This window comes from Gluconobacter sp. Dm-73, from assembly GCF_018256215.1.
Taxonomy (GTDB): Bacteria; Pseudomonadota; Alphaproteobacteria; order Acetobacterales; family Acetobacteraceae; genus Gluconobacter; species Gluconobacter cadivus.
Map to the genome: position 1 here is coordinate 181,765 of NZ_JAERLW010000004.1, position 24,216 is coordinate 205,980.

The 24,216-nt window shown below is 61.4% G+C and carries 25 protein-coding genes and 1 pseudogene; 14 read left to right on the forward strand and 12 right to left on the reverse strand.

What is annotated here, in order from left to right; genetic code table 11:
* Window positions 1-29 precede the first annotated feature (29 nt).
* From JK176_RS06125 to JK176_RS06165, 9 genes are all read left to right on the forward strand, one after another.
* The gene (locus tag JK176_RS06125) at window positions 30-1,118 is read left to right on the forward strand and encodes an aromatic ring-hydroxylating dioxygenase subunit alpha (protein WP_211587012.1); all 1,089 of its coding nucleotides are present in this window, start codon (window positions 30-32) and stop codon (window positions 1,116-1,118) included.
* 36 nt (window positions 1,119-1,154) lie between these two features.
* Window positions 1,155-2,000, forward strand: coding sequence for an aldo/keto reductase (locus tag JK176_RS06130; RefSeq protein ID WP_211587015.1), 846 nt, complete (start codon window positions 1,155-1,157; stop codon window positions 1,998-2,000).
* Between the two features lie 107 nt (window positions 2,001-2,107).
* Window positions 2,108-3,349, forward strand: a complete 1,242-nt coding sequence (locus JK176_RS06135) for a hypothetical protein (protein ID WP_349291907.1) — start codon at window positions 2,108-2,110, stop codon at window positions 3,347-3,349.
* Window positions 3,349-4,218, forward strand: coding sequence for a hypothetical protein (locus tag JK176_RS06140; RefSeq protein ID WP_211587097.1), 870 nt, complete (start codon window positions 3,349-3,351; stop codon window positions 4,216-4,218). Before JK176_RS06135 ends, JK176_RS06140 begins: the two co-directional genes overlap by 1 nt.
* Window positions 4,215-4,736: a hypothetical protein gene (locus JK176_RS06145; RefSeq protein ID WP_099286855.1), complete on the forward strand. Its 522-nt coding sequence runs from the start codon at window positions 4,215-4,217 to the stop codon at window positions 4,734-4,736. The genes JK176_RS06140 and JK176_RS06145 overlap by 4 nt, the downstream gene beginning before the upstream one ends.
* Window positions 4,736-5,824 carry a hypothetical protein gene (locus JK176_RS06150; protein WP_211587016.1) on the forward strand — a complete coding sequence of 363 codons (1,089 nt, stop codon included), beginning with the start codon at window positions 4,736-4,738 and terminating at the stop codon, window positions 5,822-5,824. The genes JK176_RS06145 and JK176_RS06150 overlap by 1 nt, the downstream gene beginning before the upstream one ends.
* Window positions 5,794-7,260, forward strand: a complete 1,467-nt coding sequence (locus tag JK176_RS06155) for a hypothetical protein (RefSeq protein WP_249194247.1) — start codon at window positions 5,794-5,796, stop codon at window positions 7,258-7,260. Before JK176_RS06150 ends, JK176_RS06155 begins: the two co-directional genes overlap by 31 nt.
* On the forward strand, window positions 7,257-7,742 hold the full coding sequence (locus JK176_RS06160) for a hypothetical protein (RefSeq protein WP_211587017.1): 486 nt from the start codon (window positions 7,257-7,259) through the stop codon (window positions 7,740-7,742). The genes JK176_RS06155 and JK176_RS06160 overlap by 4 nt, the downstream gene beginning before the upstream one ends.
* A gap of 166 nt (window positions 7,743-7,908) precedes the next feature.
* Window positions 7,909-8,844 (forward strand): ROK family protein, encoded by a 936-nt coding sequence (locus JK176_RS06165; RefSeq protein WP_099286853.1) that lies wholly within the window; start codon window positions 7,909-7,911, stop codon window positions 8,842-8,844.
* A gap of 73 nt (window positions 8,845-8,917) precedes the next feature.
* Here the strand turns inward: JK176_RS06165 and JK176_RS06170 are convergent, their stop codons facing one another.
* The 3 genes from JK176_RS06170 to JK176_RS06180 all read right to left on the reverse strand — a co-directional run bounded on the left by JK176_RS06170 (window position 8,918) and on the right by JK176_RS06180 (window position 11,323).
* Window positions 8,918-9,835, reverse strand: a complete 918-nt coding sequence (locus tag JK176_RS06170; protein WP_194262357.1) for a phosphatidylcholine/phosphatidylserine synthase — start codon at window positions 9,833-9,835, stop codon at window positions 8,918-8,920.
* 14 nt (window positions 9,836-9,849) lie between these two features.
* The gene (locus JK176_RS06175) at window positions 9,850-10,527 is read right to left on the reverse strand and encodes a phosphatidylserine decarboxylase (RefSeq protein ID WP_211587099.1); all 678 of its coding nucleotides are present in this window, start codon (window positions 10,525-10,527) and stop codon (window positions 9,850-9,852) included.
* A gap of 79 nt (window positions 10,528-10,606) precedes the next feature.
* Window positions 10,607-11,323 (reverse strand): methyltransferase domain-containing protein, encoded by a 717-nt coding sequence (locus JK176_RS06180; RefSeq protein ID WP_211587019.1) that lies wholly within the window; start codon window positions 11,321-11,323, stop codon window positions 10,607-10,609.
* Between the two features lie 40 nt (window positions 11,324-11,363).
* Between JK176_RS06180 and gloB the strand changes: the two genes are divergently transcribed.
* On the forward strand, window positions 11,364-12,080 hold the full coding sequence (gene gloB / locus JK176_RS06185; protein ID WP_211587023.1) for a hydroxyacylglutathione hydrolase: 717 nt from the start codon (window positions 11,364-11,366) through the stop codon (window positions 12,078-12,080).
* A 60-nt stretch (window positions 12,081-12,140) separates the two neighbouring features.
* Here the strand turns inward: gloB and JK176_RS06190 are convergent, their stop codons facing one another.
* The 8 genes from JK176_RS06190 to JK176_RS06225 all read right to left on the reverse strand — a co-directional run bounded on the left by JK176_RS06190 (window position 12,141) and on the right by JK176_RS06225 (window position 19,287).
* A complete protein-coding gene (locus tag JK176_RS06190) occupies window positions 12,141-12,290 on the reverse strand; it encodes a DUF2474 domain-containing protein (protein ID WP_194262360.1) in 150 nt (49 codons plus the stop codon).
* Window positions 12,291-12,308: 18 nt separating this feature from the next.
* Window positions 12,309-13,334, reverse strand: coding sequence for a cytochrome d ubiquinol oxidase subunit II (gene cydB, locus JK176_RS06195; protein ID WP_211587024.1), 1,026 nt, complete (start codon window positions 13,332-13,334; stop codon window positions 12,309-12,311).
* 5 nt (window positions 13,335-13,339) lie between these two features.
* Window positions 13,340-14,779, reverse strand: a complete 1,440-nt coding sequence (locus JK176_RS06200; RefSeq protein WP_211587025.1) for a cytochrome ubiquinol oxidase subunit I — start codon at window positions 14,777-14,779, stop codon at window positions 13,340-13,342.
* A gap of 208 nt (window positions 14,780-14,987) precedes the next feature.
* Window positions 14,988-16,046: a DUF2125 domain-containing protein gene (locus JK176_RS06205; RefSeq protein WP_211587026.1), complete on the reverse strand. Its 1,059-nt coding sequence runs from the start codon at window positions 16,044-16,046 to the stop codon at window positions 14,988-14,990.
* 249 nt (window positions 16,047-16,295) lie between these two features.
* Window positions 16,296-17,045, reverse strand: a complete 750-nt coding sequence (locus JK176_RS06210; RefSeq protein ID WP_211587100.1) for a lysophospholipid acyltransferase family protein — start codon at window positions 17,043-17,045, stop codon at window positions 16,296-16,298.
* A gap of 45 nt (window positions 17,046-17,090) precedes the next feature.
* A complete protein-coding gene (locus JK176_RS06215) occupies window positions 17,091-17,684 on the reverse strand; it encodes a YdcF family protein (RefSeq protein WP_211587028.1) in 594 nt (197 codons plus the stop codon).
* Window positions 17,681-18,589 (reverse strand): ABC transporter permease, encoded by a 909-nt coding sequence (locus JK176_RS06220; RefSeq protein WP_211587030.1) that lies wholly within the window; start codon window positions 18,587-18,589, stop codon window positions 17,681-17,683. Before JK176_RS06220 ends, JK176_RS06215 begins: the two co-directional genes overlap by 4 nt.
* The gene (locus JK176_RS06225) at window positions 18,586-19,287 is read right to left on the reverse strand and encodes a cell division ATP-binding protein FtsE (protein ID WP_211587031.1); all 702 of its coding nucleotides are present in this window, start codon (window positions 19,285-19,287) and stop codon (window positions 18,586-18,588) included. Before JK176_RS06225 ends, JK176_RS06220 begins: the two co-directional genes overlap by 4 nt.
* A gap of 123 nt (window positions 19,288-19,410) precedes the next feature.
* Between JK176_RS06225 and JK176_RS15095 the strand changes: the two are divergent.
* Window positions 19,411-19,503: pseudogene (locus JK176_RS15095) on the forward strand (zinc-ribbon domain-containing protein); the annotation flags it as partial.
* A gap of 12 nt (window positions 19,504-19,515) precedes the next feature.
* The gene (locus JK176_RS06230; protein WP_249194281.1) at window positions 19,516-19,899 is read left to right on the forward strand and encodes a hypothetical protein; all 384 of its coding nucleotides are present in this window, start codon (window positions 19,516-19,518) and stop codon (window positions 19,897-19,899) included.
* A gap of 28 nt (window positions 19,900-19,927) precedes the next feature.
* On the opposite strand, the gene JK176_RS06235 is transcribed toward JK176_RS06230, so the two are convergent.
* Complete coding sequence (locus tag JK176_RS06235; protein WP_211587033.1) at window positions 19,928-20,338, reverse strand: hypothetical protein; 411 nt, start codon at window positions 20,336-20,338, stop codon at window positions 19,928-19,930.
* 138 nt (window positions 20,339-20,476) lie between these two features.
* On the opposite strand from JK176_RS06235, the gene JK176_RS06240 reads away from it, so the two are divergent.
* Both JK176_RS06240 and JK176_RS06245 read left to right on the forward strand, forming a co-directional pair.
* Complete coding sequence (locus JK176_RS06240; protein ID WP_408874185.1) at window positions 20,477-22,276, forward strand: ATP-binding protein; 1,800 nt, start codon at window positions 20,477-20,479, stop codon at window positions 22,274-22,276.
* The gene (locus tag JK176_RS06245; protein ID WP_211587037.1) at window positions 22,273-24,210 is read left to right on the forward strand and encodes a response regulator; all 1,938 of its coding nucleotides are present in this window, start codon (window positions 22,273-22,275) and stop codon (window positions 24,208-24,210) included. The genes JK176_RS06240 and JK176_RS06245 overlap by 4 nt, the downstream gene beginning before the upstream one ends.
* Window positions 24,211-24,216: the final 6 nt, after the last annotated feature.

Sequence of the window (24,216 nt, forward strand, 5' to 3'; positions counted from 1 at the left end):
TTTCATGTCACTGGAGAGGACGCCTGATTGTGCCGGACCCCACGAATTCTTCCCCTAACCCTCTGAAAACCGATCTGCGGCGCGTCGATATCAATCCGGACTTCTGGTATCCGCTGGCGTGGTCGAAGGATCTTAAACGCGGGAAGACGATCGGGCGTCGGTTCGGACGGCATCCGATTGCGCTGGTGCGGCCTGCGGAAGGTAGCGTGTTTGCGCTGGAAGACCGGTGCGCGCACCGTCAGGTTCCGCTCAGTCTGGGCAAGGTGAGCGGCGAGGCTGTTCAGTGCTGCTATCATGGCTGGGCGTATGGCCGCTCGGGGCGGTGCATTGATGTGCCCTATCTCGGTAAGGGCAAGCTTCCGAACGGTGTGAGGACCTATCCCTGCCGTGAAGCGGGCGGGATGATTTTCGTGTTTCCCGGTGATGCGGCGAAAGCGGAGAGCGTTCCTCTGCCGCCGCTGGCGCAGGTAGACAATCCGGCGTTCAAGACGCGGCATTTCAGCCCCGTCGTGAAGTGCCATTACACGTTCATGCATGAGAACCTGATGGACATGAACCATCAGTTCCTGCACCGCCGCCAGATGGGGCAGATCAAGGCGCGTTTTCTGGGGCAGGATGCGGGCGAGGGCTTTATTGAGGCGCGTTACAGTTTCGCACGTAGCGGCAACCAGCAGCCACTGGCGGAGCGGTTGATTTTCGGCAAGCATCACGATGATCCGGGCCGTGAACAGCCGGTTGAGGAAATCGTGAGTATCCGCACGACCTATCCGTATCAGAGCCTCAAAATCCACGACAAGGACGGCGACCTGATTATGGAACTGTTCAGTGTTTACGTCCCGAATAGTGCTGATGGTGCGAGTACGCAGACATTCGGTCTGCTTTCGGTGCTGCGTCCGAAAACGCCATTTCTGATTGATGTGATCTGGCCTGCGCTGGGCATTTTCACGAACCGGATTTTTGAGGAAGACCGGGAGATCATGGAACTGGAGCAGGCGGCCTGGCGGGACTTGGGGGGCGATCACAACGTCGAAGTTTTCCCGATCGTGCGAAAGTTGCGCGATCTTCTGAAGGTCGAGGGGATTGTGAGGGAACAGAGCGCGGATCCTGTCGTTGTCTGAGAACATAGGTCTTGAGGACACGGACAGGAGACGGTCATGAAAACAGTCACGCTCAGGAATGGTGTCACGGTTCCAGCGCTGGGAATGGGAACCTGGAATGTCGGCGACAGTGCCTCACGTCGCAGCAGCGAGATCGAGAGCCTGCGAAAGGGGCTGGAGGCCGGTCTGCGGGTTGTTGATACGGCCGAGATGTATGGCAACGGGCGTTCGGAAGATCTGGTGGGCGAGGCCATCGCGGATGTGCGCGAGGATGTTTATCTTGTCAGCAAGGTCGTGCCGTCCAATGCGTCTTATGACGCAGTTCACAAGGCGTGCAGGCGTTCTTTGAAGCATCTGGGGACGGACTGGCTGGATCTGTATCTGCTGCATTGGCGTGGGGGAACGCCACTTGAGGAAACGATCCAGGCCTTCGAAGATCTCAGGGACGACGGTCTGATCCGCGGCTGGGGGGTGTCGAACTTCGATGTCGATGACATGGAAGAGATCGAAAGCCTGTCCGAAAACTGTCTGGTTAATCAGGTTCTGTACAATCTGGAGCACCGGGGGACGGAGTTCGATCTTCTGGACCATGATCTGAAATCCGGGACGGTGACGATGGCTTATTCGCCGCTTGGGCAGGGTGGGGAGCTTCTGGAGCATCCGGCACTAAAAGAGGTGGCATCACGGCATGAGACGTCGCTCGGGCCTGCCGATCCGGCCCAGATTGCGCTGGCATGGGTGTTGCGTCGGCCGAATGTTCTGGCCATTCCGAAGGCGACATCTCCGGAGCATGTGGCAGGAAATCTGGCCAGTCTGGAGATCAGTCTGACGGATGCGGATCTCAAAACGCTTGACAGTGCTTTCCCTTCTCCGAAACGCAAGCTATCTCTCGCCATGATCTGACGGTCGTGATGGTTGCGGTCCGTTCTCCCTAACCTGCGGACCGCGCCCTGCCTATTTTTACGTCCCTGTTCCATACTGATTCGGTTTCCCTCTGCCTTGCGGTTCTGGTGGTGCCTGCTTGTGTGCTGGTGCTTCAGCCGGGGCGGTTCGGGCAGGCCGCAACCGTATGTCTGGCGGCTCTGGCTGCGGTATTGGCGCTTTCGCCTGCTGTTCTGGCTGTGGCGCTGGGCGTGATTGCGGCGCAGGAGCGGGATGCCTGTCCGGCGGTGTGGAGCGTTCCGGTTCTGCTGCTGAGCGTTCTGTTTCCCGCCCAGACGCCTGTTCTGCTGGGGCTGCTGCCTGCTCTATTCTGGCCTGCGCTCGTGCGGCGCAAGGACGAGGGCTGTTCCGCCGTTATGAGCATTCTGGGCGTGTCGCTGGTGTGGCATGCTCCGGGGGCGGTATCGGTGGAGCTGGTTGCGGGTCTGGGCGTGTGTGTGCTCGGGTTGATCGGATGGTCCGTTCTGGGAGCGCATCGGCCGGGAAATCTGGGGCTTTTGCGTCCCGTTCTGTTGATGGTTCTCGTGGTGGCCGCGCAGAATGAGGGGCTTGCGGTCTGTGCCCGGATTGCGCTGGAAGCCGCGCTTCTTGATCTCGCAATGCTAGTTTTGACGGCGTCACTGGGGCCTTGGTTTCCGGTGATGGCCGTATTGCGTCTGCCGTTTCCGCCTTTGCCCGGACTGGTTGTGTTGTGGCTTGGGATTCATGCGGCGCTGAGCATGGCGGCGGGTGTCGAAGGCTGGAGCGTGCTCGGCGTGATGGTGGCATTGCTGCTGGGCGTTCTGGCGCTGTCCGATCTGCTTGTCGTTGGGCGGCAGATGTCTGGAGGGCAGGCTGTCATATCCGGTGTTTCCGTATTGCTGATGGGTGCTGGAAGCCTGTTTTTGCCCGCGCTGGTGTTCGGACTGACAAGTCCTGCGCTGCATGGTGTGGGGGGGGAATGGGTCTGGCCCGTCTGGAGTATTGGTGCAGGCGATGGCTCCCATTTCCGGCTGATGGCCTTCGTGATGGTTGGAGCCCTGATCTGGATTCTTCTCGTGCGTCCCTGGCGCATTATGGGGGGGATCGTTCACGCAGCCTCCACGCTGGCTCCGGCATTGGTCACATTGCTGGCATCAGGCGATGCCCTGTTTGAAGAGGCGCCGTCTCTGGGCTGGAGCTTGCGCCGTTTTGTCGTGTCGGGGCGGGTTCGTTTGAAAGGGCTGAAGGGGGTTAAGGCGCCCGTTCTGCCCGATCTGCGTCAGGGGGCCGTGGGGCTCTGGCTTGTTCTTCTCGGGCTCGTCCTCGCGGTGCTGGGAGTGATGACGTGATGGCGCATGACGCGGGGCTGATTGCGTTGTCTGTGCTGGAAGCGCTGTTCCAACTGGGGCTACTGCTTGTTCTGGCGCCTGTGTTGGGGTGGTGTCTGGACGGTCTGCCGTTCTGGCTGGCTGGCCGCGCAGGTGGGGCTGTGCGGTTTCGTCTCTTGGGTGCGGGGCGGTTCTGGAAAGCTGTGCTTCTGAGTCCGTTGGGGGGGCGTCCGGCACTTGCGTTGACCGTGGGTGTGCTGGCGCTTGTGTGCCTGCCTGCGGTGACGACGGGATCGGTGTTGTCACCGCTCGCAGACCCGCTTGTCATGGGGCTCATGCTGTTGATGGGGCGTGGATTTCTGGGGCCGGGCGTTTTGTCGGGAGAGGCATCGCGTCTGGTTCCGGCGGTTCTGCTGCTGTGCCTGACGGAAGCACTGATCGCGCTGGCCGCTCCGGGGACAGATGGCCTTGGGGGCTTGTGTGCGATGTTGCATATCGAGCCTGAGCCGGGTCTGGAGGGTGCACTTGCGGCCTGTGCGCTGGCTTTGGGAATTGCATGCCCGCCGCTTCGTTCCGAGGATGTGACGGGCATGTTGTCGGGGGTGCGGGACCGGCAGGAGCGTGAGGCGGCGCGCAGTATTGCGGATGTGCTGAACTGTGGCTGGCTGCTGTTATTGGCTGATCTGGCATGGCCGGTGAGTGTGGGGCTCGCGCAGGGAGGCGTTCAGGGCTGGTGGCTCGGGTTGGCTGCGCTTGGCGCACGGCTGGCGCTGGCTGTGGGCGTGGCGGTCGGGCTGAGACTGATGGCGCAGGAGCGGAGCGCGCGGCTGACGGCGCTGTTTGCGGGTGTGGCGCTCCTTCTGGCTCTGGCGGGGAGGTTTGGCACATGATCGTTGGGTTCGGACTGCTTTTGCTGCTGGCGCTCGCGGGGTTGGGGAAAGACGGACGGGGACTGCCGCTTTACGGGGCGGTCTGCGCTTTTGCCGGGGCGACGGTCTGTTCGGGGCTGATGGCGTTGCTGACGTCCGTGGCGCTGATCGGGCTGAATGTTCTGGCATGGATCTGGCTGCGGCGGTTCGCGCCGGAAGCGCCGGACAAGGCGGCTGTTCTGCCGGTTGTGGGCACGCTTGTTCTGTTGCTTGCGCTTGGTTTGTCAGGGGCGGGTCTGGGGCTTGCGCCGGTTCTGGGTGCGGGCGCGGTTCTTGCCGGGTTGTGTGGGGCGGCGTGGGGAACGCCGCTGGTTCAGTTTACCGGGCTGATCCGGGCAGCGGACGGGCTGGTTGTTGTGGCGTGCGTTCTAAATTCATGGCCGCTTTTTGCCGCTGCTTTGAGTCTGTGGGGCGTTCTGGCGGCCCTTGGCGTCACGCTGCTGCCCCGTCTGGCATGGCGGCGGGTGGAGGACGTCTGATGCATCCGCTCGCACCCGTCGGCACGCTGTTTGCCGTCACTGTCTGGCCGCTTCTGGCGGCGTTCCTGCTGTTCCTGACGCCTGAAAACCGTCAGGCCGCCAGTAGCCGGACGTTCGCTGTGGCGGGGCTTGTCATCACGCCGCTGGCCGTGTGGCTGATGCCGGGGACGGACGCTCTGGCCGCGGCGTGTTCCTGCATCCTGACGGCCATTCCGCTGCTTCTCCCGCAGGCGCGGGACCGGACAGGGCGGATTTTGCCGTTTCTGGTGACGGGATGTGCGTTGCTGGCGCTGAACGTCCATTCGGCTTTTGCAGTGACGATCCTGTGTGGCGCGGGAGCAGTTCTTCTGGCGTGGCGCGAAGGGCGTGGTCCCCGGCAGGCCGCAATTGTGTGGGACATTGCGCGCAGTCGGCTCGGGGGTGTGGTTCTGGGGCTTCTGGGCGCGTCGCTTCTGCCGATGCAGCAGTCATCGCTGGGGGCGGTGCTGCTGACGGTCGGATTATGCATGGTGGCGGGTCTGGGACCGTCACCCGCGCCTGCGCCGGAGGCGGCGCTTCTGGATACGGGGCTGCGGTTTGCGGCGCTGATGCTGATGTTCCGCCTGAGTGCCTATCCGCTGGTCCATCTGCTCATGCTGATTGCGGGTTTTGGAACACTCCTCATGCTGGTGGTGTCGCGCTCGACGGGGCGGACGATCTCTCTGCCGATGCTGTCGGCGCTGGGTGCTATTGCGGCCGCGACCGGCGAAGGTCCGGCGCTCGTCCTGCTGCTTTTGTCGGCGCTGGGATTGGCCGTTCTGGATCTGCATGAGGCTGAGGGATCGGAGGCCATCGGGGCAGGAGCCGCACCGTGGCCGGTGTTCTGCGCGTTGGTCGGGATCGGGCGGTCGCTTGATGCCGCAGAGCTTGTTCTGCTGGTGTTGTGTCTGCTGCCTGCTTTGTGGTCCGTACGTCCTATGACCCTGCTGCCAGCCTTCGGACGGGGAGAGCGGGGTATCGTCGCTGTGACACAGGCCGTTCTTCTGCTGGGCGGCTTGTGTGGCCCGCTGTTTCTTGCATGGCATCCGGTGACGGGGTGGCGACCATGAGGAGCATGGGGCGGATCATCCGCAGTGGCGAGCGTGTGGCGCTGTCACATTATCATCTCGATCCTGCACAGTGGAGCGATATGCTCTGTGTTCCGGGCGCGACGTTGCCGCTGATCTCGTGCTGGGCGGATGATGCGCGCGCCTATGTTCTGTTGCTGGAGGGGGATCGCCCGATTCTGGCGAGTACGGTTGTGGAAGACCGTCGGTATCTGGCGCCGTCGTCGCGGTTTGCCGGGGCGGAATGGGGCGAGCGCGTATCGTATGATCTGTATGGCGTCGAGGCCATGGAGGCGCGTGGGAATGGTACGCCTGCGCTAGATGAAGGTGGCTGGACATCCACATGGCCGTTGTCATCCCGTCCGGGACCGGCTTCGGGTGGTCTGCGTTCGCTCGGAGGGAGCCACTTTCTGCGTCCAGAGCAGACGGGGCTGAGTGGCCCTCTGGATCTGTCTTTCGAAGTTCTGAAAGGGAAGATCCGGGCTGTGGATGTCTGTGCGGGCGGGGCACATCGGGGTGTGGTGTCCCGTCTTTTTGGGAAGACGCCGGAAGAGGCCATGTTCCTCGTGGCGCGGATGACGGCGGGTGGTTTCGTGGCGCATCCTCTGGCCTTTGCGCGTGCTGTGGCGCAGGCGCGCGGTCAGGTTCCGGGGCCGGGAGTTCGGGATGTGTGGATGATCCTGCTGGAGATCGAGCGGATGTCGCTTCATCTGTTCGACATGGCCCGGACGGCGCGGGGCTTGGATGCGGAACTGCTGGCGACGCATTGCGATCATGCGCGCGAGGCCATTGCGCAGGCCTGTTCGGAACAGGGGGTGTCGCGGCGTTTGATGGATACGGTGAACTGTGGCGGCTTTCGCGAGGGGTTGGAAATTGTCCCGCTGGCGCAGGCGGTTCACGCGGCGATGCAGCCACGTCTTGCGGCGCTGGAGGAGCTTCATCGGGTTTTTGCGTCCCGTCTGAACGGGTTTGCAGTTCTGGATGTGCGGCTGGCGGAGCGTTTTGCTGTTGGGGGTGTGACGGGGCGTGCGAGCGGTCGCAGCATGGATATGCGACGGCGGGAAGCCGGAATGCGGCTGGAGGCGCTGCGGGCGACGGGATCGAGCCGCGGCGATGCCCGGGCGCGTGATGGGCTGCGGCTTGCGGAAATCCGGGATTCGCTGAAGCTGATGGAACGGATTTTGGGCAGCATTGGTCTGGACGATGACGAACCCGCGCCGGACAGCACGGATGAGGGTATTGGCGTGGCCGAGGGGGCGCGCGGAGATGTGTGGTACTGGGTGCGGCTGAAAAACGGGCGGATCGAGAACCTGCATGTCCGTGATCCGGGTGTCTCGGTTCTGCCGGTTCTGGGGGCGATGCTGCAAGGCTGTCCCGTGGAGCGTGCGCCTGCGGCTCTGGGGTCGATCGGGCTGTCTCCGGCGGGGATTGCGTTGTGAAGGGATTACGGCGGACAGGGCCTCTGAGCCTGCTTTACGCCTTCATGGATGCGCGTCGCTGGCGGCCCTCCACAGAGGGCGCATTTCTGGGGGGTGAGCGTCCCATCGGGTTGTATGTGCTGGAGACGGGGGGATGCGAGGGCTGCTTCATGGAGATCGAGTCCCTGAAAGGCAGTGCTTTCGCTCTGGAGCAGGCGGGCTTCGTCTGTGTGAGCGATCCGGCGGATGCGGACTGGCTGCTGCTGACTGGCGCGGTGACGCGGGTCTGTGCCGAGATGGTGGACCGGGTCTGGCGGGCGATGCCGCCGGGCCGGAGTCTGATTGCGGTCGGGGCCTGTGCGGTCGATGGAGGGCCGTTTCCGGCCAGTTATGCGACGCTGGGTGGGTTGCAGGCCCTGACGCCGGTGCGGCGTGCGATTCCGGGCTGTCCACCCGCGCCGGAAGAGATCCTGCAGGCCCTTCAGGAACTGGCGCGGATCTGATCGCGATATTCTGAAACTGGAAATTGCCTGAAACAACGAAGTTTTGTCTTCGGATGGCTTGTCGTGACACGGTTTCGCGTTAAAGCAGACGGACGCACTGGATGCGTTTTCCCATGAGGTCCGGCCACCTGTCGTTCAGGTCGCCGCACAGAGCACAGGGCTTGAGATGGCTGATTATCGCCTTGGAATTGATCTTGGTGGCACGAAGATCGAAATCGCAGTTCTGAATCGTTCGGGCGATCTCGTCCTGCGGGAACGAATTGCCAATCCCGGTATTTATAACGAGGCCGTTCTGGCGATCCGGGATCTGGTGGCGGATGTGGATCATCGTCTGGGTGCGGTGCCGAGCCACCGCGTTTCGGCGGGGCAGCATACGTCCACGCTGGGTATCGGGATTCCGGGATCAATCTCGCCAGAGAGCGGGCTGATCAAGAATGCCAATGCGACCTGGCTGAACAACCAGCCTTTCGGGCACGATCTGGAAGCCGCGCTGGCCCGTCCGGTCCGGACGGAAAATGACGCCAACTGCTTTGCGCTGTCTGAAGCTGCCGATGGTGCGGCCAAGGGCATGCTGACCGTTTTCGGTGTCATCATCGGGACGGGCATGGGCGCGGGCATCGTCAATAACGGGCGCGTTCTTGAGGGGCGTCATCATATTGCTGGTGAATGGGGGCATCTGCCTCTGCCCTGGCCGACGGAAGAAGACGCGCCGCCACGCGAGTGCTTCTGTGGGAACAAGGGCTGCATGGAGCGCTACCTCTCGGGCCCGGCACTTGCCGCGGACTGGAAGGGGCCGGGGCATCGCAATACGGCCGGTATCGAAGAGGCTGCGGCCAATGGCGATCAGGCTGCGATTGCGGCACTGGGCCGTTATACCGAGCGTTTTGCCCGGGCCTGCGCCATGGTCATCAACTTCCTCGATCCGGATGTGATCGTTCTCGGTGGTGGCGTCTCCAACCTTCACACGCTCTATGAGCGCGTGCCGCCGCTTCTGGCCAAGCATGTCATTACGCCGGTCTGCACGACGCCGATCGTGAAAAATAAGCATGGTGACAGCTCTGGCGTGCGTGGCGCGGCATGGCTGTGGGACGTGACGGAATAAGTCTGTCGCGTATTGGACATGAAAAAGGCCGCCCGGAGAACCGGGCGGCCTTTTTTGTTGGGATTTCCTGCTCTCAGGCGGGTTCTTCTTCCACCGTTTCCGACATCTCTTCCGCCGCCAGTTTCAGGCGGTGGTAAGAGCGGCGGGAGAAGGGCAGGATCGCGATATAGAGCAGTCCCGCGCCTGCGAGGGCGCCCCAAGGGTCCGCGACCAGAAGGGCTGCATAAAGGCCGGTCCCGAGCATCAGGGGGAGGACATAGCGCGCCGGAACCTTGAAGTTCTTGAACGACCAGACCGGCAGGGTCGAGACCAGCAGCAGGCCGGTGACAATCAGGCAGACGGCCGAGACGAGGGGCAGGCGGGCGAATGCGGCCAGACCTTCGGCATGGAGGCGGTCGGCTTCGAGGCCGAGGAAGACCGGGAACAGGACCAGTCCGGCTCCGGCAGGAGCCGGGACGCCTGTGAAGAAGCTGTAGGAATAGTCCGGCTTGTCGTCGTCATCGAGGCTCGCGTTGAAGCGGGCCAGACGCAGAGCCATGCAGACCGTGAACAGGATGCACGGGACGAAAGAATAGCGTCCGGCATGTTCGAGCGACCACATCAATAGCACGAAGGACGGTGCGACGCCGAAGCAGACGAAGTCTGACAGACTGTCGAATTCCGCGCCGAAGCGGGTGGCGCCCTTGAGGAGGCGCGCGATGCGTCCGTCCAGTCCGTCAATGCAGGCGGCGATCAGGAGTGCTACGGCAGCGGGTTCAAACTGGTGTTCGAGAGCGAATCTCATGCCGCTGAGTCCGGCGCAGAGGCCCAGCATTGTCATGATGTTGGGGATGAGGCGGTTGAACGACGGCCCGCGCACGCGGGTGCGCGGGTTGCGGCCCATACGGCGCAGTCTGCGTCGGATGCGGCGCTTTCGGCCAGAAGCGCTCACAGAGGCGCCAACAGGCTGGGCGGGTTCGCGGGTGGGTTCAACCGTCGGAGGCGTGGTCATGTATGGCGTCTGGCTCAGAGCGTCGCCAGGACAGTTTCGCCACCAACCATGGTCTGCCCCTCCACAACCAGAGGTTCGACGCCGGGTGGCAGATAGACGTCGGTGCGCGAGCCGAAACGGATCAGGCCGAAGCGCTCGCCTGCTTCCATGCGATCGCCTTCCTCGACGAAGCACAGGATGCGGCGCGCAATCAGGCCGGCGATCTGGACAACGCCGATATTGCGGCCATCCGGCAGCGTCAGGCGCAGTTCGTTGCGTTCGTTGTGTTCCGACGCTTTGTCGAGGCTGGCATTGAGGAACTTGCCTGCGTGATAGGCGATCTTCGTCACTTCACCGGCGGCGGGCATCCGGTTGATATGGACGTTCAGCACCGAGAGGAACGTCGAGACGCGCCAGACCGGCGTGTGTCCCATTTCCAGCGCGGGCGGCGGCGTGACGAGGGCGACGGATGTGACGCGGCCATCGGCGGACGCCAGCACCAGATCGGGGCGCGGCGGTGGGGTGCGCTTGGGATCGCGGAAGAAGTACAGGCAGAACGCCGTGAAGGCGATGCCTGCATTGCCCAGCAGGCGCGTGGCGCGCCAGGGCGTGGCTCGTCCGATCAGTCCGACGAACGAACCGGCGAGGAGGAAGGGAGTCGCGGCGCGGTGCGGCGGCGACAGGACGAGCTTGAAGGACTGGATCAGCGACATGGAACGCACTCTTACGGCACACGGCGGGAGGGTCAAGAATTCGCCACAAAGAAGGCGTTTTTCGGGCAGGTTTTCTGCGTCAGGCAGGTTTGGGGACCTGTTGGGGAAGTGTGGCAGCCAGTTTGTCGTCGATCATGGGGATTCCAGCATAGGCATTTTTTCGGGCTGTGAGGAGGTGAACGCCGCCGCATGGCAGGCGCAGTCTGTGTCCGATCTGCTCCATGATCCGTCCCTGTGTGGCGGAAAGAGCGGCGGGTGGTGCCATCAGAGCCCCCGAATGATGGTCAATCCGGAACAGGGTCTGATCGAGCAGGCGGGTCAGTTGGCGGCTGCTATAGGGAATGCCGTGGCCGAAAGGGGTGGCGTCGGTATGCGCCCAGTAGCCGGAACGGTTGGGAACGATCAGGATCAGGGTGCCGTCATCGGTGAGGGTGCGCCAGATGGCCCGCAGGAAATCCGGAGCGACACGCGTGAATTCGAGACCATGCACCACGAGCACCGCGTCCATTGAAAGGTCGTCGAAAGGCAGGCGGGCGCTGTCGACGATGCAGTCTTTTGAGGAAGGGTGAAGTGTTTTCTGGGTCTGGGCGTGAAGCAGGCGCGCAGAGACTGCGAATTCGGCACTTTCGGGAAGATAGGGGGCTGTGTAGCCTATGCCGAGAATGCGTCGCCCCCGCATGGGGGGCATGATGCGTCGCAGGCGCTCGTTGAGGAGCAGGGCCGTGCGCTGTCCCTGTCGGCTTTCATAGAAAGTGGCGGCATCATCGGAACGGATGCGGGCCAGGGACGTCAGCATGCGGCTACCTCATCAGCAGGACAGTCCAAGGGGAACAGTCATGCCACTTGATATCAAGCCGATTCCGGTTCTGTCGGATAATTATGCCTGGCTGCTAACGACGCCAAAGGGGGAACGGGCCATCGTGGACCCCGGTGAGGCCGGGCCGATTCTTGATGAGATCGGGGAGGGGCGGCTGGACATGATCCTGCTGACCCACCATCACGCCGACCATACAGCTGGGACGGAGGCGCTCCGGGAACGCTATGGCGCGCAGGTTTACGGGCCGCGCCAGAATCAGGAACGGCTGCCTCGGCTGGATCATGCGGTTGAAGATGGGGACGTTGTTTCTCTGGGAAATACGCAGATTCAGGTCTGGTTCACGCCGGGCCATGCAGTTGGGCATGTGTCGTATGTCGTGGCCGAGGTTCCGGCGCTGTTCTGTGGCGACGTGCTGTTCAGTCTGGGCTGCGGGCGATTGCTGGAAGGCACGGCGCAGGAACTCTTCGACAGTCTGCATCGCTATGACAGTCTGCCGGACAGCACGCTTGTCTGTGCGGGACATGAATATACGCGCTCCAACCTTGCTTTCGCACTGCATGTCGATCCGGAGAACGCCGCTCTGAAGGCGCGGGCCGGGGAAGTCGAACGTCTTCTGGAAGCTGGACGGCCGACGCTCCCGGTGACGCTGGGTGTAGAGCGCAGGACGAATCCGTTTCTGCTTGCACCGGATGTTGCGACTTTTGCGCGGCTGCGCCGGGAAAAGGATACGTTCTAACGGCACAAAAAAAGCCCCGTTCGAAAGAGACGGGGCTTTTTTTGTGGCTTGCTAAGGCCGTTACCAGCCGAAGATGATTTTCTTGAGCAGTTCGGCGCCAAGGCCCACGACGATAACGCCGCCCGCCCAGATCGCCACGAACCAGCCCACGCGTTTCATCCAGTTCAGGAAGCCCGGTTTCTCGTCGGGCTGACCGTATTCGATACGCATGGGGCTGGTCTTTCGCCGTTAGTGGTAGTGGTGTCCGGCGGACATCTTTCCGCGGAACACATAGTACGAATAGGCGGTGTAGGAGAGGATTAGCGGCAGGAGGAACATCGTGCCGACCAACAGGAAGGTCTGGCTCTCCGGCGGAGAAGAGGCCTGCCAGATGGTGATGGTCGGTGGCACGATATAGGGCCACACATTGATGCCCAGACCGCTGAAGCACAGGAAGAACAGGCCCAGCGTTGCGATGAAGGGCAGCAGGTGCGAGCGCGGGTTGCGCAGGCCGAGGAACAGTGCCGCTGCGAGCACGACGACTGCAACCGGAACCGGCGCCACCAGAGCGAGCTGCGGCATGTCCAACCAGTGCTGCATGTAGGTGGTGTGGAGCATTGGCGTCCAGATCGAAACGAGCGCGATCGTCACCAGCATGAGGCCGCCGAGGACAAAGGAGATCCGGCGCATTGCATCATGCAGTTCGCCTTCGCAGCGCCACAGCAGCCATGTTGCGCCAAGAAGTGCGTAACCGATGACGACGGCGAGGCCGCAGAACAGGGCGAAGGGAGTAAACCAGTCGAAGCTGGACCCAACGAACACATTGTTCTCGATTTTGATCCCCTGAACGAGCGTTCCGAGAATGACGCCCTGCATGAAGGCCGCAACGATAGATCCGCCGCAGAAGGAGCTGTCCCAGAAGAACTGGCTCATGGGCGATTCCGACTTGAAGCGGAACTCGAAAGACACGCCGCGCAGGATCAGGGCCAGCAGCATGAACAGGATCGGCAGGTAAAGGGCCGGGAGGATTGTGCCGTAGGCGACGGGGAAGACGCCGTAGAGCGCCGCTCCACCGAAGATCATCCAGGTTTCGTTGCCGTCCCAGACGGGGGCGACCGTGTTGACCATGAGATTGCGATGATCGTGGTCCTTTTCCTTGAGGAAAAGGACGCCGATCCCGAGATCGAAACCATCAAGGCAGACATAGAGGAAGATGGCGGTTGCTGCGAGCAGCGCCCAGACCACCGGGAGCCAGAAGCCGGCTGTTTCTGTCATGGTTCTTACTCCGCCATGCCAGCGCCGGCTGTCGGGCCGGATGGGGGCTGATGGGAGACCTGTGTTGTACCTGCGGCACGCTGGGGCTGGTCTTCAGCGGGGCCATGTTCGCCCTGATGGGGTTCTTCGGCGAAGGTCCGCAGCAGGATGGTGATGCCGCCCATGAACACGATGAAATAGACGACGATGAAGGCAATCATCGACGTTGCGATGCTCGGCAGGGCGATCGGAGAGACGCTGTCGGCGGTCCGCATCAGGCCGTAGACGGTGAAGGGCTGACGGCCCACCTCAGTCGTGACCCAGCCACACAGCAGCGCGAGGAAGCCCGCCGGAGACATGAACAATGCGACCCGATGCAGAAGCGGCGTGTCGTACAGTTTGCCTTTCCAGCGCAGATACAGCGACCACAGACCCACCAGCACCATCAGCATGCCAAGGGCGACCATGATGCGGAAGGAGAAGAACAGCAGCGGAGAATAGGCGCGGTCTTCTTTCGGGAAGTCCTTTAGACCCGGGACCTTGCCGTCGAGACTGTGCGTCAGGATCAGCGAGCCCAGATAGGGGATGGCGATCTTGTAGCGGGTGGTCTCGTTTTCCATGTCGGGAATGCCGAACAGGATTTCCGGTGCGCGGCTTTCGGATTCCCAGTCGCCTTCAAGTGCGGCGATTTTAGCGGGCTGATATTCCAGCGTGTTCAGGCCCTGCGTATCACCGGCCAGAACCTGGATCGGGGAGACGATGGCGGCCATCCACATCGCCATCGAGAACATCAGGCGGACCTGTTCGGACGCCTGACGGCCTTCACGACGCGCCTTGAGCAGATGCCATCCGGCCACGCCTGCCACGATAAACGCCACGCACAGGAAGGCTGCGAGGCCCATATGGACGATGCGGTACGGGAAAGACGGGTTGAAGACGATCTGCCACCAATCGACGGGCAGGAAACGTCCGGTGGCTTCGTCGATGCGATAGCCGCGGGGAGTCTGCATCCAGGAGTTGGAGGACAGGATCCAGCTCATGGAAATCAGGGTACCGATCGAGACCATGCAGGTGGCTGCGAAATGCAGGCCTTTGCCGACGCGGTTGAGGCCGAACATCATGACGCCGAGGAACCCGGCTTCAAGGAAGAACGCCGTCATGACCTCATAGGCCAGCATCGGGCCAAGGATCGGACCGGCTTTCTGGGAGAAAGCCGACCAGTTCGTTCCGAACTCGTAAGACATGACGAGGCCGGAGACTACGCCCATGCCGAAGACGACGGAAAAGACCTTCAGCCAGTATTTGAAGAGGTCCAGATAGGCGCTGCGGCCTGTCTTGAGCCAGAGGCCTTCCAGAACAGCCAGGTACGCTGCAAGACCGATTGAGAACGCCGGGAACACGATGTGAAACCCGACCGTAAACGCGAACTGGAACCGCGCCAGGAATAAAGCCGAGAGGCCAAACATTTCAGTTGCCTTCTGGATAGATGGCGAGAGGCAGATTCCGTCAGAGGCAAGGCCGCTCCCTGCGGAATCTGACGCACGCAGAACGAGGATAACGAAGTTGTGATCGTTTCGTGTGTCGCCGTCTTTTGAACCCACAGAACGTGTTTGGCCAGAGAAAGTTCTGTGTTCCGATGGGTTTTTTGATGGAAATCAAGCGGAAATTTCGGCTTCAGGGGGGAGGAAATGTTCCATTGAAAAGTGCAGAAATTGCCTGTGTATCCGGGAGGATCTGGCCGTTGATGACGGGGAGTGCCACAGAAAGTGATTGTTCGTTTTGGGGCTGTGGAACGGAAGCCTTTTCCAGCGCTTTGCGGAGGGCGGCCTGAAGGTCTGGGGCGAGGTGCGACTCTATTTCAGGCCGGTCCAGAAGGCGTGCTGCAAGCTCCTGCCAGTGGATTAGGGAGAGGGTGAGTGTGCCGGTTTGGCTTGGGAGGGTGAGGGCGCCGGACAGGGTGATGTGGCTGTCTGTCGAGGCTGGGGAGGCTGAGGCGTCCTGAAGCAGGAGGCGGCCGTATGACGCCGGGTCAAGAAATGAGCGGCCTGTCGAAGACACGGATGCTGTCAGGGCGAGTGCAAGATGCGCCTGATGCAGGTTGGCGGAGGCTCCATAGAGCAGTGGAAACCCGGACAGTTCCGCCGCCTTTGCCTCTATGCCGAGCCGTGTTGCGCCGACGGGGGTTTCGGGAAAGCGGATGAGGCGTCCGGAGAGGTTTTTCGCGAAGATCTGCCTGTCAGGCCATCCGCCCGAGAGCGCCATCTGAAATTGTGGCGCTGAAAATCGCAGGTCTTCTGGGTTTCTGAAACGGATCTGAACACCCGACGTCAGAACAGTCAGGATTTTGTCATTCAGGACAAGCCGTATCGCCTGATGCCCCGTCAGAGAAAGCGGAAGTCCTGCGCGAAGCAGGGAGGCCCATGATCCTCCAAGACGAAGATGCTCTGCGGCCCAGCCTGCGTCGTAGGGCGAACCGGGCGATGCCGGATGTGTGACGTCCAGATGCTCCAGTTCCACCCATGCGCCGAACGGCCAGCCGCCTCTGCTTAACGGAGTCGCATGAACGGCCCAGCCGTTTTTGTCTGCCGTGGCGATGGCGGTGTGGGCGCTGGTCTCCAGCTGGTGGATCGTGTGATGCCAGCAGAGTGTATCGAGGAGGATCGATATTGCGAGAATGGCAATCAAGACCACAGCATATTTGCTGTAACCGACAGTAAAGAACGAACGATCCATTGAGCATCTCTTTTCGGGAGTGGCTGCGGGATTGGTCAACCCCTGTCTGTTTTATCCCCAGCCATGGAAAGTGCTTCGGGAGTGCCCGAAAATGCGTCCATAGGTCGGTTTGCCATAAAAGCCATGGCGGTTGTGCAGCAGTGAAAACCGCAGAAAACCAAAGGATATGGAGATTTTGTTAATGGTTGGATGTTGGAAGCGCGAAGTTCTTGAGAGAGCGTTGAAAGATTTCAGTTTTTTGCAGCCCGATTATGCGTTTTCCGGGTCCACAGAGTTATCCACAGGATCTCTGGGCAGGGCGTGGGTTGTGCACAGTTCGTCCCACGTGCTTTCCAGAGCCTTGGTAAAGGCCTTGCGTTCCTGTTGGGCCGCGAGAGGCTGGCCGATCACAACGTGAAGGGTGCCCGGACGTTTGAGCCAAGGGTTTCGGTCCCAGAAGAGCCCTGAATCGGTTGCGACGGGCACGACTGGCACGTTGGCCTGCCGTGCCAGAGCGATGATACCGGGCTGGATCGGATGACGTTCGCCGGGCAGCGTGCGGGTGCCTTCGGGGAAGATGATGATCTGGCGGACCGCGTCGTGAGCGGATTTTGCATCCTGCATCATGGTGCGCAGGGCTTTTGAACCGGCTTTTCGGTCGACGGAAATCATGCCGGTCAGACGCAGCATCGGGCCGACGACGGGTATGCGCGTCAGTTCCGTTTTGATGATGTAGTCAGGGCGGTCAACGAGGGTCATCCAGATGAAGCCATCGAAGAAGGACTGATGCTGCGAGGCGATCAGCAGCGGGCCGGGTGGCAGGTTCTCCTGACCTGTGATTTCGATGCGGACCGAAGAGATCCGGGTGAAGCCGAACAGAACGGCACGCGCCCAGAGTTTTGCATAAGAGAGGGCCAGATCCTGATTTTTCATCAGGCGGATCGGGATGGTCCCGAGGCCCATGAACAGGGTGATCCAAAAGAGATAGAGATTGAACAGGACGCCGCGCAGAATGCTCATCATGGTGTTCTGCACACCAGAAAATCCTGCCCGGCACAAGGGCTGTCAGGCGCCATCCAGTCCTTCACGACCATCGGGCAGGCCTGTCAGGACGCCAATTTCGGCGCCGAGTAGTTTGTTGTATTCCCGAAACATCAGGAAGAGCGTTCTCCGCGACGGCGTTTCTTGCAGGGCGAGCGGCACCACCGGATAGGCGATGAGGTCCAGATCGGGGGCTGTGCGGTGGATTTCGAGAACAGCCCGACGAATATGATAGCCGGAGGTGACGACGAGAAGGCGGTGTAAGCGGTTGTTTTTGGCCCATTCGGCCGTTTCGTGGGCGTTGCCGATCGTGCTGGTGGCCCGGCGCCCCAGAGTGATGCGTGCGGCCAAAGGTGAGGATAGGGGTTCCTGCTGAAGATGCAGGATATGTTGCAGCGTAACATGAGGCCCAACGCCCGAAATCAACAACAGATGTCCGTATCCGCCCCGCAGGAGCGTAATGGCCGTATCGACGCGCTGTTCTCCGCCAGTCAGGGCGACAATGCCATCGCAGACAGTGGCGGTGACGGGAGGGCTGCTGGCGTCTTGAACGAACCAGACGAACCCCGCCAGCCAGAGACCTCCCAGCGCCAGACATGCCCGGAAGAGGCGTGTCATGGCAGACGCCGGAGCCAGACGAGCACGACGGTCTGCGCAGTGAGCCAACCCAGACAGGCGGCGATCAGGGGCAGGGCGCCGAGTTCTTCAAGAAGCATGCGTGGCAGGACGTGCAGGGTGCTCCACCATATCGCAATTAGGACGTCCCATGTGTTTGAGGAAGAGGCGGTGGGAGGCGCTCCATGTGAAAAGGGCGTAAGCTTCTGGGCCAGCATGGTGATGACCGGGCTCAGAAGTAGAAGGCCGACGAGCCCTCCGGCGAGACTGAGCAGTGCTGCACGTCCAGCGATTCTGCTGGAGATGGTCAGATCGCCCGCACCAAGAAAATGGACAATTTCGACGGATTTGCGCTGGGCCATAACGGAACGGCGGACGGTCATGCCGACTGACAGGACTGCAATGGCCGCGATGAGGCTGACGGCCAGCCATGCACAGGCGATCAGGCTGCTGCCCAGACCGTTGAGGCGTTCACCCCAGCGGCGGTCTTCTTCCACGACGGCTTCAGGCAGGACGTTATGTACGATTGCGCCCAGATCGGGCGTGCCGGTATGGGCGACAATCAGGACGGCAGGCAGCGAGAGGCCGGGAAGGCCTGCGCTGTCAGACACCCGCCCCAGCCATGGTGCGAGAAGGGTCTGGACCTCTTTGGTGGAGAGTTCGCGGACTGCCGTGACATCGGGCGTTTTGTTCAGGGTCTGGACTAAGGTCTGGGTGCGGTCTGCAAGCTGGGGCGTGTCGGACGGAATCTCGATTGTGGTTGCGTTTCGGGCGGCACCGGACCAGCTTTCGGCAAGGGTCTGCACGCCTGCAAGTCCGGCAAGGGAGAGGCCTGCGAGCAGGGTCATGAGTGCGACGAGAAGCGGTAGGCTGCCTGAGCGCAGTCCGGGGGAGACCGGGGCACTCATGCGCGTTCTGCCCGCCGGGTGGAAATTCCGTTCTGAGTGTCTGTATTTGCGATCGTTCCATCCTGAAGGACGATGGAGGCTGCCGGAGCTTCGCGGACCAGGGCCTCGTTATGGGTGGCGACGATGACGGTCGTACCCATTTCGATCAGCTCCTGAAATGTCGTCAGAAGGCGTCTGGCCTGCGCGTCTTCCAGCGCATTGGTCGGTTCATCGGCGAGCAGGAGTTCGGGGCGGCCAATCAGGGCGCGGGCAATGGCCGTGCGCTGCTGTTCACCGCCGGACAGGGCGCCGGGGCGCTTATCGGCGAGATGGGCCACATCCAGCCATTCCAGCACGGCGAACGCCTCGCGTCTGGTGTCGCGCTCGGAAGCACCGCGCAGTCTGAGCGGGAGAGCCACATTGTCGAACACCGTCCATTCCCCGATCAGGCGATAGTCCTGAGGAACAAACCCGATTCTTCGGCGCAGGTTTCGCAGCGTTGCCCGGCTGGCGTGGCTGACGGAAACGCCGAGCAGGTCCATCTGACCGGCGGATGGGCGTGTTTCGAGTGTGAGGAGGCGCAGAAGACTCGACTTGCCAGCACCGGATGGTCCGAGCAGCCAGCGGAACTCTCCCTGCGGCACGGAAAGCGTCAGGTTTCGCAAGACCGGCTGCCCTACGCCGGGAGGCATCATCGAGACATTCAGGAGGCGGATCATGACGCTTTCATTGAAAACTGGAGTAATTTATTAACCATTTAATAACGATCATTTTGTCATAACAGACAGGTACACGGATCAGGCTAGGCCGGATCGGAGCCGGCTGTCGAAGGGATTGATTGAATGCGCATCGAATGCCCCCACTGTCATGCGGTCTTTGAAGTACCGGAGGCGATGGCAAAAGGGGTTAAGCGTCTGCGCTGCGCCAATTGTGGAGACAGTTGGGAAATGACTGCTCCTGCCGCAGCGGTGGTGCAGGAATCTGTTCCCGAAGCCGCGCCGGCTGTTTCTGAAGTTCCAGAAGAGGAAAGCGACAGCAAGCCTGATGTGGTGGACGCCACTTCGCCCGTCTCGGAAGGAACATTTCGGGCGACCGGGGCGATGGCGGGACGAAACGCTGAGCGCCGTTCGGCTGTCCTGCATTCCCGTTCGGCTGGTGACGTGCAGGCACGGGTTGAACAGGCTGGTCCATCGATGATCGGGTCTACCGGTCTCTGGGTCGCGGCCTGGGGTGCCAGCCTTGTGCTGGCGGGCTCCGGAGTTGCTGCGTTGTGGTACTGCAAAGGCGCGGGTGTATTCGGTTTCCTTCCGGGGATCGGACATTTTTCCTAAACCCCGGTTCGGGCCGCCCCCGGGGATCTTACATATTGCGGGCGGCGAGGGCAGAGAGTGTGGCGCCGATGGCGGCTACGGCCATGAGCAGGATGCCGTCGAAAATAAGGGAATCCGGCGTGATGAGGTGGCTGCCGATCTGAAGATGGGTCGGAAGGGTTCCGGCGACGTGATTCATGACGTCGCGGGCCTGTGGGTCGGCACTGGCTGCGCTGGTTGTGATCGCATTGACGATGTGCGGAAGAATATACCAGCCCAGACCAAGAATCAGCAGGAGAGGCGCCATGAGTTCGGCAATCTGCTGGGCCAGATAGAAGGCAAAATAGCAGACGGACCATACGCCCATCCGGATCATCGACGATGTTGTGAGCGATGACTCGCTCCGGCTTCTGCTACCGAGGAGACGGTCCGTGATATGGGGCGGGGGCTGCATGTCCATGAGATATGGCTTCCAGTGGTCCGGCAACGGGAGTTAGTGTTCGTCCCTGAAAGCGGACGAATGGTTCACTTCGGACTAGCTGCAAGAGATCGCCAATGCAAACTTTCCCGTGCCGTCATGCCTTTTCCTGAATTCGAGATGCCGATGGTAACGCCGAATATGCCCCGGGTCGTTCTGGTGGAGCCTGACTGCGACCATGCCCGGCAGATTGCCCGGATTCTGGTCAATGAAGGCTTTGCGCTCACCTGCGCGACCAGCGGCGAGGAAGGTTTGGGCACGATCGAGGATACGATGCCTGATCTGGTCGTGGCCTGTACCGAACTGCCGGGGATGAGCGGAGGACAGCTTGCGCGGCGGCTGCGGCTAGATGCGCTGACCCGCAACATTCCGATCCTGATGCTCACGGAAGATGCGTCGCCGGGTGTGGAGCGTGAGGGGCTCGAAAGCGGGGCTGACGCTTATATTTCCAAATCGGCTCATCCTGACCTGATGGTCCTGCGGATGCGGGCCTTGTTGCGGGAAGGGCCAGAGCTTCTTCAGGTTGACGAGGCGTCCCGGTTGCGTCGGGCCCGGATCGTGATCGTCAATTCTCCACGCGAGGAGGAAGACGAAGACGATACAACTGAGGAAGCACCCGAAACGACGCTGGGAGAGCTGCTCTGGCGTGACGGGCATACCGTGACATCCATTGAGCGTTCGGACGACCTGATCGAAGGCGGATGGCTGCGGGGGGCCGACAGTCCGGACTGTCTGGTGCTGGAACTCGGGAGCGGAGACGAGGATCTGAAATTCTGCCGTCTGCTGGATGCGCGGCGGCAGGCTGTGCTGGAGGCCGGTGGCATTCCGTTTCGGACGCTGGGGATCGTGGAGGCGTCACGGTTCAGGCGGCAGTCTTCCGGCGAGTTCTTCGAAGCCGGAATTGACGATCTGGTGCCGAGCGATATCGCGCTTGAAGCTCTTGCGATGCGAATCCGGACACTGGCCCAGCGCAGGATGGCACAGGACGAGTTCCGCCAGCAGGAAATCGAGCGTCAGCAGAATGCTCTGACACTGGAGGCCGCGCGAGCCAAGGCGGAAATGGCCGAAGCGCTCGCGCAGGCCAATATGGAGTTGGCGCGTACGAACGAGCGGCTTCTTCAGGCGCAGTCCAAGCTCGTGCAGACGGCAAAAATGGCCTCGCTGGGTGAATTGGTGGCGGGGATCGCGCACGAGATCAACAACCCGCTGGCCTTCACGATTGCCCATGCCGATACGGTGGCACGGACGTTGAAGCGGTTGCAGGGCGTCAATGCGTCTGACGAAGCAATCTCGCTGACGAAAAAAGGTATGTCGCGTCTGGACTCCATGAAGCTCGGCTTGCAGCGGATTCAAAATCTGGTGCTGAGCCTGAGGCGGTTTTCACGTCTGGATGAAAGCTCGTTCCAGAAAGTCGATGTTCCGGCCGCACTGGACACAGCGCTGGCTTTGCTGGCCCATAAACTGGGGCCGGGGATTGTGGTTCGGAAGGACCTTCAGGCACCGGCCGAACTGGTCTGTCAGCCCGCTTTTCTCAATCAGGTTGTCATGAACATCATTTCCAATGCGGCGGATGCGCTTGCGGATCTGTCCGTGGATAGTGATGTGGTGCGCGGGACGATCGTCATCGCCTCGCGTCTGGAGAACGGGCGTTATGAAATGAGTGTGAGCGATGACGGGCCAGGTTTGCCTTATGAATTGCGGACACGGATCTTTGACCCGTTTTTTACGACCAAACCTGTGGGAACAGGGACGGGGCTGGGACTGGCCATTGCCTATAGTGTCATGGAGGCGCATGACGGGACGATTGAAGTAACGGACGCCAATCTGCCGGGCGGGCATGGTATCGGAGCCTGTTTCCGGCTGAGTCTGCCCGTTCGCATGACCGAGGAGGGGCCGGTGGCGACTGGCCGCGCAGCATGACTTTCTGGAGCGCAAAAGGACCGTCGCGTCCTCTGATTCTGCTGGTGGACGATGAGGAGGAAATCCTCGTTGCCCTGACGGATCTGCTGGAAGACCAGTATGAAATCCTCTCCACGACGGACCCGCTGCGGGCGCTGGATCTGTTGCGGGAACATCGGGATGTTGCGACGATTATTTCCGACCAGCGGATGCCGGGCCTGACCGGGGATCAGTTGTTGATGCAGGCGCGGGCATTTTCGGACGCGCGCAGTATTCTGCTGACGGGATATGCAGATCTGGAGGCCGTCGTATCGGCGCTGAATCAGGGGCAGGTACAGGCTTATGTGCACAAGCCTTGGGATTCGGATGCGCTGAGATCACTGGTTGGGGAAGTCACGCAGCATTGTCTGGCGCAGCGGGCGTTGCGGACCGAGCAGGCTCTGCTGCGGGGACTGATGGAAGCGCTGCCGATTGGGCTGGTTTTTTCTGACCGCGACGGGCGGTGTATCCGCAGCAATGTGCGCGATGAATCCGAGAGCGGTGCCGAAACCGAGCAGGCCCATTTTCCGGAAAATCTGTGGCCTGACGTGGAGGCTATGCGAGAGAGCGTCCGCAGGTCTGGGCAGGAAGAACGTCTGGTTGGAGAAGTTCTTGCGGAGGAGGGCGGCAAGACGTCCATGCGCTGGCATGAACTGACGCGACTGGCGCTGGCGTGGCCAGAAGGTGTGACTTCGGAAGATGCCTGGCAGGTCAGCATGGACCGGGATGTGACGTCGCGCGTTGCCATGGAATCGCGGCTGCGACAGGCGGAAAAGCTTCAGTCTCTCGGGACGCTGGCAGGAGGAATCGCTCATGATTTCAATAATCTGCTCGCCGCGATTTCCGGGTCTCTCGAACTGCTGGAAGATATTGCCGATCTTGACGAGGCGTCTTTAACGCTGCTGCGCAATGCTGCTGACTCAGCGCAGCGTGGAGCAGTTCTGACACGACGGCTGCTTCAGTTCGGACGTCCGCGTGAGGCGCGGTTGTCCGCGGTGTCTTTGGAACAACTTTTGCCCGGTTTGACGGATCTTCTGCGTCAGAGTCTCAAGAAGCGTGGTGCGCCTGCGGTGGCGTCACCTTGTGCGCTGTGCGTTGAAGACCTCCCGCAGGATCTGCCTTTGGTGTGGTCGGATGCCGATCAGCTTGAAATGGCCCTGTTGAATCTGTGTGTGAATGCACGCGATGCCATGGCGGATGGTGGAACGGTGCGGATCAGCGCGCGGGTTGTGGATCAGAAGCGGACGGATCTGCCTGCGGAGTGTTGTCCCGATCGGGCGGTGGCGCTGGACGTCGTGGATGAAGGTGCGGGCATGACGCCGGACATTGCGGCGAGAATTTTTGATCCGTTCTTCACGACCAAGGATGTCGGGCGCGGGACGGGGCTGGGCCTGTCGAGTGTTTATGGATTTCTCAGTCGCAGTTACGGAGAGATCGTTGTCGACAGTGTCGTGGGTGAAGGAACGCGCATGACGCTGATTCTGCCTGTGGCGCGGAGAGGGCAGCAACCGGGTCGTCAGCCTGAACGTCCCGGCGGGGTTGTCGGGCGGTCGCTGAAGGTTCTGGTTCTGGATGATGAAGCGCCGGTACGGATGGTGACATCCGGTTTCCTTACACAGGACGGACATAAGGTGACGGCTGTTTCTTCGCTGGAAGAGGCGTTGAACTCTGTTGATGCGGCAGCTCCGTTTGATCTGGCGATCGTCGATATGCGGATGCCTGATCATGATGGGCTGACCTGTGCGACAGCGTTACAGAAAGCGGTGTCGGGATTGAAGGTGTTGTTTATCAGCGGACATACAGATGATATGCCAACGCCTGAAAACGGTCTGCTTCTGCCAAAGCCTTTTACGCAGGACGCCTTGCGCAGAGCCGTTGCCGAAACCATGCGTCACGGCAGCGGGAGCACGGACTGAAGCCTG